Source organism: Methylocystis sp. L43 (genome assembly GCF_015709525.1).
Classification (GTDB): Bacteria; Pseudomonadota; Alphaproteobacteria; order Rhizobiales; family Beijerinckiaceae; genus Methylocystis.
In genome coordinates this window covers 22,530-39,345 of sequence record NZ_JADNRA010000027.1, presented here as the reverse complement: position 1 = coordinate 39,345, position 16,816 = coordinate 22,530, and the positions used below count along the sequence as shown (strand labels likewise).

General features: G+C 65.4%; 17 protein-coding genes. 5 read left to right on the top strand and 12 right to left on the bottom strand.

Going from position 1 to position 16,816, the window contains the following annotated elements; translation table 11 throughout:
- The first annotated feature begins 150 nt into the window (after positions 1-150).
- From bchI to bchJ, 5 genes are all read left to right on the top strand, one after another.
- Positions 151-1,224, top strand: coding sequence for a magnesium chelatase ATPase subunit I (bchI, locus tag IYX23_RS08810; protein ID WP_196393267.1), 1,074 nt, complete (start codon positions 151-153; stop codon positions 1,222-1,224).
- A complete protein-coding gene (locus IYX23_RS08805) occupies positions 1,221-3,002 on the top strand; it encodes a magnesium chelatase subunit D (protein WP_196393101.1) in 1,782 nt (593 codons plus the stop codon). The genes bchI and IYX23_RS08805 overlap by 4 nt, the downstream gene beginning before the upstream one ends.
- Entirely contained in the window at positions 2,999-3,931 is a 933-nt protein-coding gene (bchO, locus tag IYX23_RS08800; RefSeq protein ID WP_196393100.1) for an alpha/beta fold hydrolase BchO, read from the top strand. The genes IYX23_RS08805 and bchO overlap by 4 nt, the downstream gene beginning before the upstream one ends.
- Before the next feature lie 106 nt (positions 3,932-4,037).
- Positions 4,038-5,696: a magnesium-protoporphyrin IX monomethyl ester anaerobic oxidative cyclase gene (gene bchE, locus IYX23_RS08795; protein ID WP_196393099.1), complete on the top strand. Its 1,659-nt coding sequence runs from the start codon at positions 4,038-4,040 to the stop codon at positions 5,694-5,696.
- Complete coding sequence (bchJ, locus tag IYX23_RS08790) at positions 5,677-6,291, top strand: bacteriochlorophyll 4-vinyl reductase (protein ID WP_196393098.1); 615 nt, start codon at positions 5,677-5,679, stop codon at positions 6,289-6,291. The genes bchE and bchJ overlap by 20 nt, the downstream gene beginning before the upstream one ends.
- Positions 6,292-6,381: 90 nt before the next feature.
- Here the strand turns inward: bchJ and IYX23_RS08785 are convergent, their stop codons facing one another.
- The 12 genes from IYX23_RS08785 to IYX23_RS08730 form a co-directional block, all read right to left on the bottom strand.
- Positions 6,382-6,714 (bottom strand): hypothetical protein, encoded by a 333-nt coding sequence (locus IYX23_RS08785; protein WP_246716588.1) that lies wholly within the window; start codon positions 6,712-6,714, stop codon positions 6,382-6,384.
- 144 nt (positions 6,715-6,858) lie between these two features.
- Positions 6,859-7,881 carry a photosynthetic reaction center cytochrome PufC gene (gene pufC / locus IYX23_RS08780; protein ID WP_196393097.1) on the bottom strand — a complete coding sequence of 341 codons (1,023 nt, stop codon included), beginning with the start codon at positions 7,879-7,881 and terminating at the stop codon, positions 6,859-6,861.
- Entirely contained in the window at positions 7,878-8,855 is a 978-nt protein-coding gene (pufM, locus tag IYX23_RS08775; protein ID WP_018406831.1) for a photosynthetic reaction center subunit M, read from the bottom strand. Before pufM ends, pufC begins: the two co-directional genes overlap by 4 nt.
- An 18-nt stretch (positions 8,856-8,873) precedes the next feature.
- Positions 8,874-9,698, bottom strand: coding sequence for a photosynthetic reaction center subunit L (gene pufL / locus IYX23_RS08770; protein WP_196393096.1), 825 nt, complete (start codon positions 9,696-9,698; stop codon positions 8,874-8,876).
- A 94-nt stretch (positions 9,699-9,792) separates the two neighbouring features.
- Positions 9,793-9,990 (bottom strand): light-harvesting antenna LH1, alpha subunit, encoded by a 198-nt coding sequence (gene pufA, locus IYX23_RS08765; RefSeq protein ID WP_196393095.1) that lies wholly within the window; start codon positions 9,988-9,990, stop codon positions 9,793-9,795.
- Between the two features lie 12 nt (positions 9,991-10,002).
- Complete coding sequence (gene pufB / locus IYX23_RS08760) at positions 10,003-10,227, bottom strand: light-harvesting antenna LH1, beta subunit (RefSeq protein ID WP_026222719.1); 225 nt, start codon at positions 10,225-10,227, stop codon at positions 10,003-10,005.
- 63 nt (positions 10,228-10,290) lie between these two features.
- Positions 10,291-10,566, bottom strand: coding sequence for a hypothetical protein (locus IYX23_RS08755; RefSeq protein ID WP_196393094.1), 276 nt, complete (start codon positions 10,564-10,566; stop codon positions 10,291-10,293).
- A gap of 55 nt (positions 10,567-10,621) precedes the next feature.
- On the bottom strand, positions 10,622-12,079 hold the full coding sequence (bchZ, locus tag IYX23_RS08750) for a chlorophyllide a reductase subunit Z (protein ID WP_196393093.1): 1,458 nt from the start codon (positions 12,077-12,079) through the stop codon (positions 10,622-10,624).
- The gene (bchY, locus tag IYX23_RS08745) at positions 12,073-13,614 is read right to left on the bottom strand and encodes a chlorophyllide a reductase subunit Y (RefSeq protein ID WP_196393092.1); all 1,542 of its coding nucleotides are present in this window, start codon (positions 13,612-13,614) and stop codon (positions 12,073-12,075) included. The genes bchZ and bchY overlap by 7 nt, the downstream gene beginning before the upstream one ends.
- A 12-nt stretch (positions 13,615-13,626) precedes the next feature.
- Positions 13,627-14,643: a chlorophyllide a reductase iron protein subunit X gene (locus IYX23_RS08740; protein WP_029648456.1), complete on the bottom strand. Its 1,017-nt coding sequence runs from the start codon at positions 14,641-14,643 to the stop codon at positions 13,627-13,629.
- A complete protein-coding gene (gene bchC, locus IYX23_RS08735; RefSeq protein ID WP_196393265.1) occupies positions 14,640-15,578 on the bottom strand; it encodes a chlorophyll synthesis pathway protein BchC in 939 nt (312 codons plus the stop codon). The genes IYX23_RS08740 and bchC overlap by 4 nt, the downstream gene beginning before the upstream one ends.
- 95 nt (positions 15,579-15,673) lie before the next feature.
- A complete protein-coding gene (locus IYX23_RS08730) occupies positions 15,674-16,807 on the bottom strand; it encodes a methyltransferase (RefSeq protein ID WP_196393091.1) in 1,134 nt (377 codons plus the stop codon).
- Between the last annotated feature and the right edge of the window lie 9 nt (positions 16,808-16,816).

The window sequence follows — 16,816 nt, the reverse complement described above, 5'->3', positions numbered from 1 at the left end:
TCACGCGAGCTTGCGCGGAGCGGCCAAAGGTGTCAATTTAAAATGACACATGGCGTGTAAGCACTTCGCGCCGAGCCGAGAGGACCGTGCATGTCGCCGCTTCCGGTCAAGCTTTCACGAACAACGACGCGCGCCATCGACGCGCGCCGCATGCAAGCTGAAGGCGCGCTCGCGGCGCAGAATTTGTCGCCGCCCGACTCGCTCGCGCCATTTCCCTTCACCGCGATCGTCGGCCAGGACGACATGAAGCTCGCCTTCGTGATCGCCGCGATCGATCCGTCCGTCGGCGGCGTGCTCGTCTTCGGCGACCGCGGGACGGGAAAATCGACGGCGGTGCGCGCGCTGGCGCGCCTGCTGCCGCCCATGCGTTCGGTCGTCGGCTGCGCCTATAATTGCGATCCCGCAGCGCCCGCCGCGCTTTGCGACGGCTGCAAAAAACGCGCCGCGCAGGGCGCGCTCAAAACGACGCTGCGCGGCGCGCCGGTCGTCGATCTGCCGCTCGGCGCCACCGAGGATCGCGTCGTTGGCGCGCTCGACCTGGAACGGGCGCTGACGCAGGGGGAGAAGTCCTTCGAGCCCGGCCTGCTCGCCAAGGCCAACCGCGGCTTTCTCTACATCGACGAAGCCAATCTTCTCGAAGATCATCTCGTCGATCTTTTGCTCGACGTCGCCGCGTCCGGCGAAAATGTCGTCGAACGCGAGGGGTTGAGCGTGCGCCATCCGGCGCGCTTCGTGCTGATCGGCAGCGGCAACCCCGAAGAGGGCGAGCTGCGTCCGCAGCTCCTCGACCGCTTCGGCCTCGCCGTTGACGTGAAGACGCCGACCGACATCCCGGTTCGGATTGAGGTCGTGCGCCGCCGCGACGCATTCGAGCGCGATCCGGCGCGCTTCGCCAAGGCCTGGTCGGTCGAAGAGCACAAGCTGCGACGCAGGATTGCGACGGGACGCGAACGCGTGGGCGCCGTCGCGGCGCCGGACGAAGCGCTGGAGAAGGCCGCAATGCTATGCGTCGCGCTCGGAGCCGACGGCCTGCGCGGGGAACTGACGCTGTTGCGGGCCGCCCGCGCGCTCGCGAGTTTTGAGGGCGTGGAGCGCGTCGGCGACGCGCAGCTGCGGCGCGTCGCGCCCTTCGCGCTCGGCCACCGGCTGCGGCGCAATCCGCTCGACGATATCGGCTCGGCGACGCGCGTCGCGCGCGCCATCGAGGAGATTTTCGGCGCATGAGCGGCGACGGCGAGGCCGCCGCCTGGGCGCGCGCGAGCCATGCCGCGGCGCTGTTTGCGGTTGACCCTTTGGGTTCCGGCGTCTCGCTGAGAACCCCGCCGGGGCCCGCGCGCGACGCCTGGGTCGCCCTGCTGCGCGACTATCTCCCGAGCGGCGCGCCGATGCGCCGCGCCCCGCTCTCCATCTCGGACGACCGCTTGCTGGGCGGACTCGATCTCGCCGCCACGTTGCGCGCGGGACGGCCCGTCGCCGAAACCGGCCTGCTCGCGCAAGCCGATGGCGGAGTCCTCGTGCTGACCATGGCGGAGCGCCTCGGCGGCGCGACGGCGGCGCGTATCGCGGCGGCGCTCGATTCAGGCGAGATCGAACTCGCACGCGACGGACTTTCGGCGCGCCAGCACACGCGCATCGGGGTCGTCGCCCTCGATGAAGGGCATGACGATGACGAGCGGCCGCCAGCGGCGCTGCTCGACCGCCTCGCATTTCATCTCGACCTCGGCGAGGTGAGCCATCGCGCCGTCAAAGAGCGTTGCGCAAGCGCCGCGCAGGTGGCGGCGGCGCGCGCGCGACTCCCGTCGGTCGTCGCGCCTGCCAAGGCGATCGACGCGCTCGTCGCCGCCGCCGCGCGGCTCGGCATCGACTCCTTGCGCGCGCCGCTGCTGGCGCTGCGCGTCGCCCGCGCGTCCTGCGCCCTCCGCTGCGCGGATGTGGTGGACGACGAAGACCTCGCGGTCGCCGCCTGCCTGGCGCTGGCGCCGCGCGCGACCTGCGCGCCGCCGATCGAAGAGAGCGAAGTCCCTCCCGAGGAGGCGGGTGACGAGCCCGGCTCAGAGAAAAATGACGCCGACCCCAAGAATGACAATGCGCAGCCGCGCGAGGCGCCGGCGCCCGACGATCTCATCGTCGCCGCCGCCCGCGCCGCCATTCCGGCCGATGTCTTGGCGCGGCTCGCAACCGACGCGCGAACGCGCGCGCCCGCCGCACGCGGCGGAAAGTCTGGCGCCGCTCTCGTCTCCGCTCGGCGCGGCCGGCCGATCGGCGCAAGGCGCGGCGCGCTGCGCGAGGGACGCCTCTGCCTCATCGAAACCTTGCGGGCCGCCGCGCCCTGGCAGCCGCTGCGGCGCGTGGATGCGCCTGACGACGCGGGGCTCGCCGTGCGCGTGCGCGCCGACGATTTTCGCGTCACGCGTTTCCGCGAGCGTCGCGAAACCACCGCCATCTTCGTCGTGGACGCCTCGGGCTCCTCCGCCATGCAGCGCCTCGGCGAGGTGAAGGGCGCGATCGAACTGCTGCTCGCCGATTGCTATGTGCGGCGCGATAGCGTCGCCCTCGTCGCCTTCCGCGGCAAGAGCGCGGAAATCCTGCTGCCGCCGACGCGTTCGCTGGCGCGCGCCAAGCGGCTGCTCGCGGCGCTGCCGGGCGGCGGCGGCACGCCGCTGGCGCACGGACTCGACGCCGCCGGCGCGCTGGCGGAAAGCGTCAGGCGCAAGGGCCAGACGCCGCTTCTGATTTTGCTGACCGACGGGCGCGGCAATATCGACCGCAAGGGCGCGCCCGATCGCGCCAAAGCGCTCGACGACGCGCTCGACGCGGCGCGGCGTTTACGCGCGCCTGGCCTCGCGGCGCTCGCCATCGACTCCTCGCCTGCAGCCGCGGCGCGCGCAGACGCCCCGACGCGCAAAATCGCCGAGGCGATGAACGGCCGCTATCTGAAAATGCCCTTCGCCGACGCGGCGACTCTGTCGCAGGCGGTGCGCGCGGCCGCGCCGGCGCCGTGATCCTCCCGCATCTCTTCGCGCCCGTCGTGCGGCTCACACTCGAGCGTGACGGCGCCGACTGGCCGAACCGAGAGGCCAGCCGCATGATCGAAGCCGGCGGCGTCTGCTGGCATGTCCAGCTCATGGGCGCTGGCCCGCCGCTGCTGCTGTTGCATGGCGCGGGCGCGTCGGCGCACTCCTATCGCGACCTCGCGCCGCTGCTTGCATCGCGTTTTTGCGTCATCGCCCCCGATCTTCCCGGCCACGGCTTCTCGACGTCGCCGGGCGCGACTACGCAATCGCTGCCTGGCATGGCGAAAGCGCTCGCCGCCTTGCTGCGCGCGCTCGGCGCCGCGCCGGAGATCGTCGTTGGCCACTCCGCCGGCGCCGCCGTGTCGGCGCGCCTCGAACTCGACAAGGCGATCGCGCCGCAACTGATCGTCGCGCTCAACGGCGCGTTCGCGCCCTTCGGCGGCGTCGCCAGCCACGTGCTGCCGTCGCTCGCCAAGGCGCTGTTCCTCAACCCTTTCGCGCCGCGCTATTTCGCCTGGTCGGCGGACCGCGCCGCGGTGGCGCGACTTCTCGCCGGCACCGGCTCGACGCTCGACGCGCGCGGCGTCGATCTTTACGCCAGGCTGATGCGCAATCCGGCGCATGTCGAAGGCGCGCTCGCCATGATGGCGCATTGGGATCTGCATGCGCTCAATCGCGACCTTCCGCGCCTCGCCACGCCGCTTGCCCTGATCGTCGCCGCCAATGACCGCACCGTGCGGCCGCAAAGCGCACGCAACATCGCCGCACGCCTGCCGACGTCGCGCGTCCAGGAGATCGGCGGCCTTGGCCATTTGGCGCATGAGGAAGCCCCCGCGCTGCACGCGAGATTGATTTTTGACCTCTGGGACGCCGCGCAGCGCCGCCCCATCGAAGAACTGGCCACCGTCACGCCGTGAGGCGATCCGTCGCGCGTTCATGGCGCCCTGAAATGTCAATCTCCGTTGCAAAACGTCAAGTATGATTTACGATCAGCGCAATTGACAAACGTCGGAAAGGGAAAGCATGCGCATCCTTTTCATTCATCCGAATTATCATTCCGGCGGCGCGGAGATCGCCGGCAATTGGCCGCCGGCCTGGGTGGCCTATCTTTCCGGCGCACTCAAGAAGGCCGGCTACGCCGACATCAAATTCATCGATGCAATGACCTTCGACATCGGCGAAGAGGATTTGCGCAGAGAGATCGCCGACTATGCGCCCGATGTCGTCGGCGTCACCTCGATCACGCCGTCGATCTACAAGGCGGAGCGCGTGCTGCAGATCGCCAAGGAGGCGGCGCCCCGGGCCGTCGCCGTGCTCGGCGGCGTCCATGCGACTTTCATGTATCGCCAGGTGCTCGCCGAAGCGCCGTGGATCGACGCCATCGTGCGCGGCGAAGGCGAGGAAATCATCGTCGATCTTGTGCGGACGATCGACGAAGGCGGCTGGCCCGCACAACGCGACGCCATCAAGGGCATCGCATATGCACAGGACGGCAAGGCGGTCGCGACCGCCGCGGCGCCGACGGTGAAGGATATCGATTCCATCGTCGCCGACTGGAGCCTGCTGAATTGGGACAAATACAGTTACATCCCGCTCGGCGTGAAGGTCGCCATTCCCAATATGGCGCGCGGCTGTCCCTTTACGTGCAGCTTCTGCAGCCAGTGGAAGTTCTGGCGGGATTACCGCATTCGCGATCCGAAGAAAGTCGTCGACGAGATCGAGACGCTGATGCGCGATCACGGCGTCGGCTTCTTCATCCTCGCCGACGAGGAGCCGACGATCAACAAGAAGAAATTCGTCGCCTTCTGTCAGGAGCTGATCGACCGCAAGCTCGATATTCTCTGGGGCATCAATACCCGCGTCACCGACATTTTGCGCGATGAAGCGCTCCTGCCCTTCTACCGCAAAGCGGGATTGATCCATGTTTCGCTCGGCACCGAGGCGGCGGCGCAACTAAAGCTGGATCTCTTCAACAAGGAGACGACCGTCGCGCAGAATAAGAAGGCGATCGAGCTGCTGCGCAGCGCCGGCATCGTCGTTGAGGCGCAATTCATCGTCGGCCTCGAAAACGAGACGGCGGAAACACTGGAAGAAACCTATCAGATGGCGCGAGACTGGAAGCCGGACCTCGCCAACTGGTCGATGTACACGCCCTGGCCGTTCTCCGATCTCTTCAAGGAGCTTGGGGACAAGGTCGAAATCTTCGATTATGAAAAATACAATTTCGTCACGCCGATCATCAAACCGCAGGCGATGGACCGCGGCGAACTGCTCGACCGGGTGATGAACAATTATCGTCGCTTCTACATGAAGAAGGCGCTGTTCTCCTATCCATGGGCGGGCAGCGGACAGCGACGACGCTATCTCCTCGGCTGCCTCAAGGCCTTCCTCAAGGCGGGCTTTGAGCGAAAATTCTATGATCTCGGCAAAGTCGACTATTGGGGGCCGCAGTCGCGCTCCAAAGTGAAGTTCAACTTCGACGCGACGCGCCTGCGCGCCGCCGACGAGGACGTCGAGTGGCAGGTCACGCATAAGCGCCCCGCCAGCACGATGCATGAGGCGGCGCAGGCCATGGCCTGCGGCGGCGGCAAGGAACAGCTCATCGAGCAGGCGGACGACGCGCCGTTCGAGCCGGCCATTATGCGCGAATCGGCGACGCCGCATGAGCATCGCGCTCGCTGAAGGCGAGACGGCGCGCCTCGGTCTGATCGGACCGAACGCCATCACGCAAATGGCGGCGGCGCTGTCCGACGCATGCGGCGCGCCGCTGCGCCGCGACATTTTTGAAGACGCGGGACTTGCGCGCTATCTCTGCGCGCCGCCGACGCAAATGATTTCCGAAGACGACGTCGCGCGGCTGCATCGGGCGGCGATTGACCGGCTTGGCGAAGCGAAAGCCGCCGAGGTCTCGCGCGAGGCGGGACAACGCACCGGCGAATATCTTCTCGCCAACCGCATTCCCGCGCTGGCCCAACGCGTTCTGAAGATCACGCCGCGTCCGCTTGCGGCGCGGATTCTCGTCGCGGCGATCGCCCGCCATGCCTGGACGTTTTCAGGAAGCGGCGAGTTCTCCTATGAATTCGCGCCGCATCTGCGCTTACGCATCGTCGGTTCGCCGATCTGCAAGGGTCTCCTTACAGAAGCGCCGGCCTGCACATATTTCGCCGCGACCTTTGAGCGTGTGTTCGGCGAAATGCTCGGGCCTTCGGTGAGCGTCACCGAAACCGAATGCACGGCGACGGGCGCCGCCGCCTGCGTCTTTGAGGCGCGCTGGTAAGCCCCGCGCCCCCTATGCGGAAAGCGAAGCAATCCCTTAGCCGCTCTGCCCGGGAGGGTCGCTTGCGCTCCTCGCAATCACGGCGCGCGATTAGTTTCCGGCTGGAACGAGCCAGTCTTCGGCTGGCGCGTAGCCTTCGCCCACCGCCTTGCGATAATGCATCGTGAAGCCGCTGATCGCTTTCCGCAATGCATCGCCTGGCGTATCCGCCTCCGACGCGCAGCTCCAAAAGGGGCTCGGCTGGCGCGGCGTCTTGATCGCGTGGCTCAGGCGATAGGCCGTGCGCGAACCCCAGGTCCGGCGCAATCGAATGGTGACGACGGTCTCGAGCGTCCCGATCCGGATCATATAGGCGCCTTCGTCGTCTCGCCTTTGAACGACGCTGACGCAATCATCTTGAAGCGCGCTTTCCACTGTGCACACGGCGTCATCCCCCCTGCTTTGCGCCCAGCGAAACGAAAGCAAAGCTCCAAACTGCCGGTATTGAGACGTGCGCGACCATCGTTGTCAAAAATGGCTAAAAAGCGCCCGGCCGACGTGGCCATCGGCCGGGCGAAAAGCCGACGGTCAGGGCGCGGCCTTGCCGCCGAGCTCGGGGAAGTCCTGCAACATGCTCTGACCGTAAAGCGGCTTGCTCACGCCCTGATGACAGGTCCCGCAATTGGCCTTCGGGCTGTCGCCGAGCGGCCCTAACCGATTGGCGGGATAGAGAGGTTTCAGCGTTTCCAGATAGACGGCGTTCAGTTCCCGCATCATCTGCAAGCCGTTCCAGGCGGCCGTGCGCTGCGGCGCGCTCTGGGACCAATCCAGGAATGCGCGGCTATTGTGACAGAAGGTGCAATTAACGCCGAGCGCTTGTGACATGTGCATCATCAGCGCATAGCTCTGCTCCGTTTGCTGGATGGAGGCGCCCCTTGTGGTCGGCAAGGCGGTTTTGCCCACAACGCGAATATTATCGTCGCCGAGCAGATGCGGCGTGAACGGATCGACGGGAAGCGCCGTCGTTCCATTCGACGTCGATGGATGGCCGAAGCCATAGTTATGCGCCGCCATGCCGCCGGCGTGCCGCGCGCCCGGATTTTCGTACCAGACGTTTTTGGGCACAGGCTGGCCGCGGTGACAGGTGTAGCAGGTCACGCCGACATCGCCGACATGCGACGTCCATTCCTTGTTGATGTCACGCGTCATTGCAATCATGCGCCGCGAGACGATCTTTGTGTAAACGCCGTCGTCGGCGAGATCGTCGGTGTGGCAATAGCCGCAGCCCTGGTCGGGCGACACCCATTGCGTGATGGCGACCATCAGACGGTTGAACTCATCCGTGCTGAGGTCGGTCAGCACTTTCACGTTCTTGTAGGCGCTGGTCGCGCGCTCGCCCGAGGGCGACGCCTTGTCGATCGGCGCCGGCAAAGCATTGGCCGCTTCCAGAATGCGCTTATTCTGGGCGCTGATGAGCTGCTCCTGGCCCGTGCCGCGGTAGCCGGTCTGTGTGCTGATGATCGGCGGGCGAACCCATCCGGGGGTGAACAGCATGGCGACCGTGAGCAGCGTCGCCACGACGATGCCGAGGAGAGAGAAAGCCAGTCTCATGGCGCGCCTCCGGTAGTGAGCGCAGGATCGACGACCGGCGCGAAGACATGCGGATATTCCGGCGCAATGCCATGCAGCACGCCCCAGAGATACCAATTGTCGACGACGGTGCCGGTGAGGAGAATGCCAATGCCGCCGCTCAACGGGCACAGCACGGCGAACCACCAGGCCCAACGGTGGATCGACTCCATCGTTGCGTTGAAGCCCATCGTCCAGCGCCAGAACAGCGCCGCACGCTCCGACGCTGTGCCGCGATCGATGATCTGCTCGATCTCGCGCTCGCCGCCGAAGCGCCCGACCGCCAGAATCGTCGCGCCATGCATGGCGAACAGCAGCGCCGATCCATAGAGGAAGGCGATCGAGAGCATGTGGAACGGATTGTAGAAGAGATTGCCGTAGCGGATGGAAAAGGCCGCGGTCCAATCCAGATGCGGGAAGATACCGAACGGCACCGCCTCACTCCAGCTGCCCATCAGCAGCGGACGGATGAAGCCCAGCACCAGATAGAGCCAGATCGCCGAGAGAAAGGCCCATGCGGTATGCGTGCCGAGACCCAAGGCCCGCGCCCGGCGATACATGCGCCACCACCACAGCAACACGGATGACGTCAGGAAGAAGCCGGCGAACAGCCACCACCCGCCCTCGCTGAGCGGCGGAAAAATTTTGATTCCATATTGCGGCTTTGGCGGCTCGAGCGCCAGCCACGGCAATTGCCGCACGAACTGCACCGGATCCCAATTCACCGACGCCCACATGTTGAGGCCGATGATTTCGAAGGCGATGAATCCGAAGACAAGCGACAGCGTGCCGAGATAGCCGAGATAGATCGGCCCGATCTGCGCATTGCCGATGCGTCCGAGAAGATGGGAAAACGTCGCCCAACTCGTTCGCTTCATTCCGGGAACGGGAACGCCGGGGTGCGGCGCATCGGCGCGGACCTGAACCTGCGTAAAGATGTTCTGATAATAGGCCACGGTTCGTCTCCCTACGCGTTAGCGCCAGACGGGAAGATTGAGCCACCAGTTCCACCACTCGGGCCAGCCGCGAGTCCAGAACGGGCCGCTGATGATCATGCACACCGCGCTCCAAAACGCGGAGGACACCGCCAGAAACAGGCCGAGCCGATGAATGCCGAGCGTGCCGATGGAGTAGCCGATCGAGTCGCGGAAAAATGTGTCTTCGTGTGCGGGCGTCTTCACGGCCTCGCCCTTGCCGGGATTGGTCGCCGAGAGCACCAGCGCGCCGTGCAGCGACAAGCCGAAACATGTCGCGAAGAAGAACGACACCGCGATCATATGCGCGGGATTGTAGTGAAAATGCAGATATTGGTAGCCGGTGTTCGACACCCAATCGAGATGACTGATGATGCCGTAGGGGAAACCGAAGCCCCAGGCGCCCAGCAGCAGGGGACGAATCACGACGAGCGACACATAGGCGAAGATCGCGAAGCCGAAGGCGATGGGCACATGATAGTTCATGCCGAGCTTGCGACAGATTTCGACCTGGCGCAGCGCCCATGAAATGAACGCGCCGGTTGCGCAGAAGGTGATGATCTGCCAGAGCCCGCCTTCCTTCAGCGGCGCCAGCGCCAGTCCATATTTAAGATCGGGCGGGGCGATGTTGATCTGCCAGATGTTCCAGGTCGGGCCCATCGCCGCGCCCCAGATGATCAGCGCCGTGCCGAGCGCCGAGAGGATGATTGTCGTCACGCCGAAAAACCCGACGTAAAACGGCCCGACCCAGAAATCGAAGAGGTCGCCGCCGATGAGCGTGCCGCCACGCACGCGATATTTTCGCTCGAAACTCAGCAGGGCCATGGCCGCGCCTCCCTCGGATGCCAGTCAAATTGTCTGCGTCCGCGGGCGGAAGCGAAACGCGTCCGTCCGCAGCGCGTGATGTGCGTCGAACCGATCAGCCGACTGCGGCGGGCGGGCCGCCGGGAATCGTCTGTTCGATCTGTCCTGTGCGCGCGGGACGCGGTCCTTCCAGCCAGTTGAAGCGGTCGGTGCTGAGCAGAATGAAATGAATCAGCAGCGCCAGCGTGAACAGGAAGGTAAAGAGCGCGACCAGCGTGCGACGCGGATCGAAAAGCAGCCATACTTTGTGCATGCCGATCTCCTATCAGCCGAGGAGCGACAGCGCCGCATGAGCGGCGTTCGTCACGCCGTCGAGCAGAGCGTAGCCCTTGGGACCCGGCAACCAGGGCCGCCAGAACCACACCAGCACATGCGCGATGATCGCGATGAAGGTGAAGATCAGGAAGCTCCTGACGAAGAGGCTATGAAATTCCATAGCCTCCGGCTCTGTCAGACCTGACAGAGAACTCCTTTCTCTCTCGATGGCCATCTATTGACCTCCGTTAGAATTGCCGCGCACGCCTTACGCGGCGGTAGCATCGCAACCCGAGAGTCACGACAGGCGTTCCGCCCGGCTTTCCCGGGCGAAGCTCTGCAACATCGCGCGCGCGATCAAGGCGTAGGAGATCACGATCAGCATGTTCTCGCGCGCTTCGGCGACGACCGACGCGGTCGATGGTTGCGGCGCTTCGCCATGGCTGCGCGCGCGCTGCAAAAGGCGCTGCGCCGCCGTCGCGACGAGGAACGCCGGGAACAGCACGCCGAGCAGCAGCTGGATTTTGAATTCGGTCGCGCGAAGATCGGGAGTCGAATAGATCGCGGAACTCATGGCTTCTCCTTCCATGCGAGAACGAGAGTTTTCACCGACGTCGGTCTGCGCCGCCTCATGCCCCCCGCCCTTCCATCACCAAATCGCGGGCGCGTTCGACGCGCGCCGCCGTCACCATGTCGTCGCCGGCGCTGCGCGCCGCGCGTTCGGCGGCGTCACGCAGGCGTTTGGCCGCAGAGATGCGCACCAGCAGCGGCGTCGCTTCGACAAGGTCGTCGAGCATCGATTTCGCGGCGTCATCCCATGCGATCTCGCGATGCAGCCGCGCGGGCGTCGGCTCGACCTTGTCGAGCTCAGTCCCGAGCGGCAGAATGTTGAAGAGCGCATCGAACAGCGCGTTGCAGACTTCCTGCACGAGATAGACGGCGCCCGAATAACCCATGAACGGCGTGCCGGCGTGGCGCCTGATGATCGCCCCGGGGAAGGACGCCGGAATATAGATTGAGCGTCCGCCGGCTTCCGCGCCGTACATGCGCTCATTGTAGCTGCCGAAGAGAACGAGCGGCGGCGTCTCCTTCACCGCCTTGCGCACCGCCGCGTTGTCCGTCTTCTCGCCGGGACGCCGGCCAATGGCGAAGGCGCAGGGCAGACCCATTTCGTCTTCGAGAAAATGCCGCACGCCGCGCGCATAGGTCTCTGACGCGACGATGCCGAATGTGGCGGCGCCGAAGAAATCCTGCGTCACCGATCGCCACAGATCCCACAGCGGCTTGATCGTCGTGTGCTTCTCGCGTTCGATGAACGACTCGGGATCGAGACCCAGTTCTTGCCCGAGCGTGCGCAGAAATTTCGTCGTGCTGTGCAGTCCGATCGGCGCCTGCAGATAGGGACGCTCCAGCGCCTCGCAGAGATGGCGGCCGAACTCGCGATACATGCAGATGTTGACGTCGGCGTCCGCGAGTTTCGGCGTGTCGGCGATGTGGCTGCCGAGCGGAAAGATCATGTTGATTTCCGCGCCGATTCCTTCGACCAGCCGCTTCATCTCCGCAAGATCGGAGGGCGTGTTGAAGACGCCGTAGCAGGGGCCGATGATGTTGACGCGCGGCTTCTCGCCGGCTGCGCGCGCTTTGCGCTTCGGAGTCTTGCCTTTCTTCAGGCCATATTCGCTCCAGAGCCAGCTCATCGCGCGATTGGCGCACTGCCACTGATCCTCGTCGATCGTGCGCGGCAGAAAGCGCTGAATGCCGGTGCCCTCAGGCGTCACCCCGCCACCGATCATTTCGGCGATCGAGCCGGTGACGACGACGCTCGGCAAGTCGGGATCAAGCGTCGCGTGGGCGCGCTTCATCGCGCCTTCGGTGCCGTGGCGCCCGAGTTCTTCTTCCGACAATCCGGTGACGACAATCGGCAGCTCATGCGGCGGCAGGGCGTCGGTGTAATGCAGCACCGAGGTGACGGGCAGATTTTCGCAGCCGACAGGACCGTCGATGACGACCTGTAGGCCTTTGATCGCCGTGAAGACATAGACGGCGCCCCAATAGCCGCCGGCGCGATCGTGATCGAGGACTAGCATGCGCCCATCTCCTCGATGGGCTTCGCCGCGGCTTTCGCGCGCTGCTTCTTAGCGAACTCGGGACGGTCCCGCGGAACATCCTGCCAAACGCCTGCCGCGAATCCCTTGCCCACGCCTTCGAAGAAATCATTCATTTCGTCGAAGCGCGCCCGATTTGCGATGGCCGTGTTGACGACTTTCGCAAGCGAGCCGGCGCCGGCGACGCCCATCAGCGGGCGCGCGGAGATGAGATTGGTGAAATAGAGCGCCGGCGTCGCATTCTGCTTCGCCTTCTGCACCACCGGCGTTGTGCCGATGGCGAGATCGGGCTTGAATTCGTCGAAGGCGGCGAAGTCCTGTTCGAGCGAGGCGCGAAACTGCACATGCACGCCCTTCGCTTCGAGCCAGTCGCGGTCGGCCTCGGAAAAGCGCGTGCGCGGACAGGCGGTGCCGACATAGCGAAGATCGGCGCCGGACTCGACGAGCAGGCGTCCGACGAGCAGCTCGGAGCCTTCATAGCCCGAGAGCGTCACGCGTCCGGAGATCGGGGCCGCTGACAGGGCGCCTTTTATTGCAGGCAGCAGGCGATTCTTCGCCGCGTCGATCGTTTCGCGCGCGACGTTGCAGGCGGCGCCGATCGCCTCGAGCCAGGCGGCCGTTCCGTCGTGACCGACGGGCGCCGAACCCACCACGGCGCGCCCAGCGGATTCAAATTCACGCACGCAGGAGGCGTAGAACGGATGAATCGCGGCGACCGCCGTGCAATCCAGCGCGCCATAAAGTTCGCGCCATTCGCGCGTCGGCGTCACCGGGCCGGCGGCGAGGCCCATGAGATCCAGCATCGCGCCGATCTGTATCGGATCGGCAGGAAACATTTCGCCGAGCAGTGAGACGGTCGGCTTCTCGGCGCGCGGCGCGCGCGGCGCCTGTACGGGTCCCTGCTCCGCCTCGAGCCGCGCGAAGCGCAGCATGGCGCCGGCGAGCACATCCTTTGCCTCGGCATGCGTCGGCACGCCAAAGCCCGGCACGTCGATGCCGATAATGCGCACGCCGTTGATCTCTTTCGGCAGCAGTCGAAGCGGCACGCCCGACGCCGTCGGCACACAGAGATTGATGACGACGATTGCGTCATAAGTCTCAGGATCGGCGAGGGCGTGAACCGCGTCGCGAATGTCCTCGAATAATTTGCCGGTGACGAGCGTCTCGGAATTGAACGGCACATAGCCGACGGTGCGCTTCGCGCCATAGAAATGCGAGGTGAAGGTGAGGCCATAGACGCAGCAGGCCGAGCCCGAAAGCACCATCGCCGTGCGGCGCATGCGCAGGCCGACGCGCAGCGATCCGAAGGCGGGACACATGCTCTGCGGCTGATCGTGCGGGCCTTGCGGATAGTCTTTCGCATATTGGCCGAGCGTCTCGCTCATGCCGGCGGCTTCGGCGGCGGAGCGCAGCCTCTCCTTGCCCGCATGACAGCCGAGCCCATCCGTCTGCAGCGCCGGGGCGGCGATATCATTCGCCGTGTCGAGAGCGATCGTGTTGGAGCCGAGATCATCCATCTTTCGCTTCCCTCAGATCGCTTCGTAGACGACTTCGAGAGAGGGTTTTTGCGTCAGCGTTCCGCCGCACATGTCCTGCGGCGTCGCAGGCTCGAGCACGACATCGCGTCCGACAGATTCGCCGGAGAAAAGGCCGAGCAGTTCGTCCTGCGTCAGCGGCGTCGGACGATGCGCCTTCGCGTCGGCGACATTTGCGGCGAGTTCGGCGAACAGCGCGCCCCAGCGTCCATCGGGACGGCCGATGATTTCGTAGTTCGCGCTCTTTCGGCGGATGTCGTCGTCGGCCGGGATTGACGCCAGAATCGGAATGCCGGCCGCCTTCGCAAAGGCCTGCGCTTCGCCCGTGCCGTCGTCCTTGTTGATGACGAGGCCGCCGACGCCGACATTGCCGCCGAGCTTATGGAAATATTCCACCGCCGAGCAGACATTGTTGGCGACATAGAGCGACTGCAGATCATTCGAGCCGACGACGATGACCTTCTGGCACATGTCGCGCGCGATCGGCAGGCCGAAGCCGCCGCAGACCACATCGCCGAGGAAGTCCAGCAGAACGTAGTCAAATCCCCATTCATGGAAGCCGAGCTTTTCCAGGAGCTCGAATCCGTGAATGATGCCGCGTCCGCCACAACCGCGTCCGACCTCCGGCCCGCCGAGCTCCATAGCGAAGACGCCGTCGCGCTTGAAGCAGACATCGCCGATCGCGACCTGGTCGCCCGCAAGTTTTTTCTTCGTCGATGTTTCGATGATCGTTGGGCAGGCGCGTCCGCCAAACAGCAGCGAGGTCGTGTCGCTCTTTGGATCACAGCCGATGAGCAGCACTTTCTTTCCCTGCTGCGCCATCATGTAGGAGAGATTGGCGAGGGTGAAGCTCTTGCCGATGCCGCCCTTGCCGTAGATCGCGATGATTTGTGTGTCTTTGGTCGCGGTCGTCGGCGCCGGATCTGGTTCTATTGCGGCTTCCTCGCGCAGAATATGCGCGGGCGGATTGGCGAGTTCGTCGGCGGTGAGAAAGCCTTGCGCGTCATTCATGCTACCGCTCTCCAATCGAGAACCATTTTTAGACAGCGCGGATCGTCGAAGGCGATCGGATAGGCGTCTCGCGCTTGCAGCGCGAAGCGCCGATGCGTGATCAACCCTTCGAGCGAAAGACGTCCTTCTTCGACGAGACGAATGACGCTCTTGAGATCGTCAGGGCGCCACTGGGCCGCGACCCGCAGGCGCGCCTCGCGCATGAAGGCGGGCGGAAAGGCGAAAGCGAGGGGACGCTCATAAAAGCCGGCGAGAACGATCTCGCCGCCAGGCGCGAGACGCGCGATCAGAGCGTCGAGTATCGTCGGATCGCCGCTGACGTCATAGATCACGCGATAGTCGCGGCGCGCATCTTCTTCCGGCGTCGTCACGAGATAGGTTTCGGCGCCTTCGGCGCGTTGCGGATCGCGCTCCCACACGGTCGGCGCGCCGCCGGCAGCGACGGAAAGACGCGCGAGCAACCGTCCAAGCACGCCATGTCCGACAATGAGCTCGGCGCCTTGCGCCGCGACGTCGCCGCGCGCGTGTTGCGCGGTGGCTGCGAGCGCAAGCAGCACGCCTCTGTCGCCAAGCTCCCTGGGAATGGCGGCGACGCGAGCGCCCTTGACGACAAGATGCGAGGCGGCGCCGCCAAACAGTCCTCGAACGGCGCCGTAGCAGGTCGCTCCCGGCGCAAAGACGCGCTGACCGACGCTATAGCCGCTGGCGGGACCCGCTTCGACGATTTCGCCGACGGTCTCGTAGCCGGGGACGAGCGGATAGCCCATGCCCGGGAAGTCCGGCATGCGCCCGCTATAGAGGAGTCGCTCCGTGCCAGTGCTGATTCCGCTCCAGGCGGTTTCGACGACGACGTCGTCGGCGCCGGGCGCGTCGAGCGGCAGGCGGCTGAGCGCCAGCCTTCCTGGCTCTTCAAGGACGATGGCAAGCGCTTCCAACATCATCGGCCTTTCGCGGCGCGCGCTTGGGGCAACGTAAACCTACCCCGACATTCTGTCAGTTTATAAAGACAGAATAAAACGTCAAGTAAATATTACACTCGGTGCGCGGTCAGAACGCTGGCAAAGAGCGGACGCGGCGATTTGAGGAGGCGAATGCGTTCAAAACCAGTGGCCTGGATGATCTGAAACATCTCAGCCTTTCGGCGCGGCCGACCGCTGCCCATGGCGAGCAGATAGAAGCCGAAATAGGCGTCGCCGATCTCCTCCGCCCCCCGCGTCTCCGCCAAGGGTTCCGCGACGAGCAGCCTTCCCCCCGGCGGCAGCGCCGCGTGGGCCGCGCGCAGCGCCGCGAGGGCCGTGGCGTCGTCATGATCGTGCAGCACGCGAATGAGCGTCACGACGTCGGCGCCTGTGGGCGGCGGCGCTTCGAGAAAGCTTCCCGCATGAACCTGGACGCGCGCGAGCCCTCGCCCAGCGAGCATGCGGCGCGCCCGCGCAGCCACCGGCGGCAGATCGAAGAGCTGCAGGCGCAGCGCTGGATGCCTTGCCGCGACGGCGGCGACGAACGCGCCCTCGCCGCCTCCCAGATCGAGCAGACACTTGTGGCGGCCGAGCGGATAGGCGTCGAGCACGTCTTGCGCGATGAGCTTTTGCGAGCGCGCCATCAGTTCGCTATAGGCGCCGCACGCCGCCTCATCCCCGGCGCCGCCTTTGGCGTAGGGCCAGAAATCCGAGAGCCGCGTCCTCGTTTCGCCGCGCAGCAGCGCGACCGGGTCGCGCAGATCGTCGTAAAGCAGCGTGTGATGCTCGACAAAGGCGGCGACCGAAGGATTGCCGAGCATCGAGGCGCCAAGATCATCGAGGGCGAAGCGATCATTCGGCAATGCGCGTAAGAGACGCAGCGACGCCGCGGCGCGCAGCAGGCGCTGCGCGGCCTCGGGCGAGAGTGCGAGTCGTGAAGCGATCTCGTTTACATCCTGCGGGCCGGCCGCGAGCGTCTCAAAGAGGCGCAGCCGCACGCAGGCGAGCAGGATCTGCGAATAGACGAAGCCGGCGCAAAGATCGAAAAGCGCCTTGGCGCGGCGCTGCGCAATGGATCGCGTGAACGGCGAAACCGCCGCCCAGCGCTGGAATCGCGGATCGGCGACGAGGCCGTTGCGCCAGTTGAGCCAGCGTTCGCGCCAAGCGGCGCGACCGCCAGGCGCGGGATGTGAGGCGGCCGACACCCGTCGGCC

Coding starts and splice junctions, on each gene's coding strand:
- bchI (WP_196393267.1), top strand. CDS start 151: ATGCAAGCTGAAGGCGCGCTCGCGGCGCAGAATTTGTCGCCGCCCGAC.
- IYX23_RS08740 (WP_029648456.1), bottom strand. CDS start 14,643: ATGAATGACGCGCAAGGCTTTCTCACCGCCGACGAACTCGCCAATCCG.
- pufC (WP_196393097.1), bottom strand. CDS start 7,881: ATGAGACTGGCTTTCTCTCTCCTCGGCATCGTCGTGGCGACGCTGCTC.
- IYX23_RS08755 (WP_196393094.1), bottom strand. CDS start 10,566: ATGAGTTCCGCGATCTATTCGACTCCCGATCTTCGCGCGACCGAATTC.
- IYX23_RS08805 (WP_196393101.1), top strand. CDS start 1,221: ATGAGCGGCGACGGCGAGGCCGCCGCCTGGGCGCGCGCGAGCCATGCC.
- pufL (WP_196393096.1), bottom strand. CDS start 9,698: ATGGCCCTGCTGAGTTTCGAGCGAAAATATCGCGTGCGTGGCGGCACG.
- pufA (WP_196393095.1), bottom strand. CDS start 9,990: ATGCACAAAGTATGGCTGCTTTTCGATCCGCGTCGCACGCTGGTCGCG.
- bchJ (WP_196393098.1), top strand. CDS start 5,677: ATGAGCATCGCGCTCGCTGAAGGCGAGACGGCGCGCCTCGGTCTGATC.
- bchZ (WP_196393093.1), bottom strand. CDS start 12,079: ATGCTAGTCCTCGATCACGATCGCGCCGGCGGCTATTGGGGCGCCGTC.
- bchY (WP_196393092.1), bottom strand. CDS start 13,614: ATGGATGATCTCGGCTCCAACACGATCGCTCTCGACACGGCGAATGAT.
- pufB (WP_026222719.1), bottom strand. CDS start 10,227: ATGGCCATCGAGAGAGAAAGGAGTTCTCTGTCAGGTCTGACAGAGCCG.
- bchE (WP_196393099.1), top strand. CDS start 4,038: ATGCGCATCCTTTTCATTCATCCGAATTATCATTCCGGCGGCGCGGAG.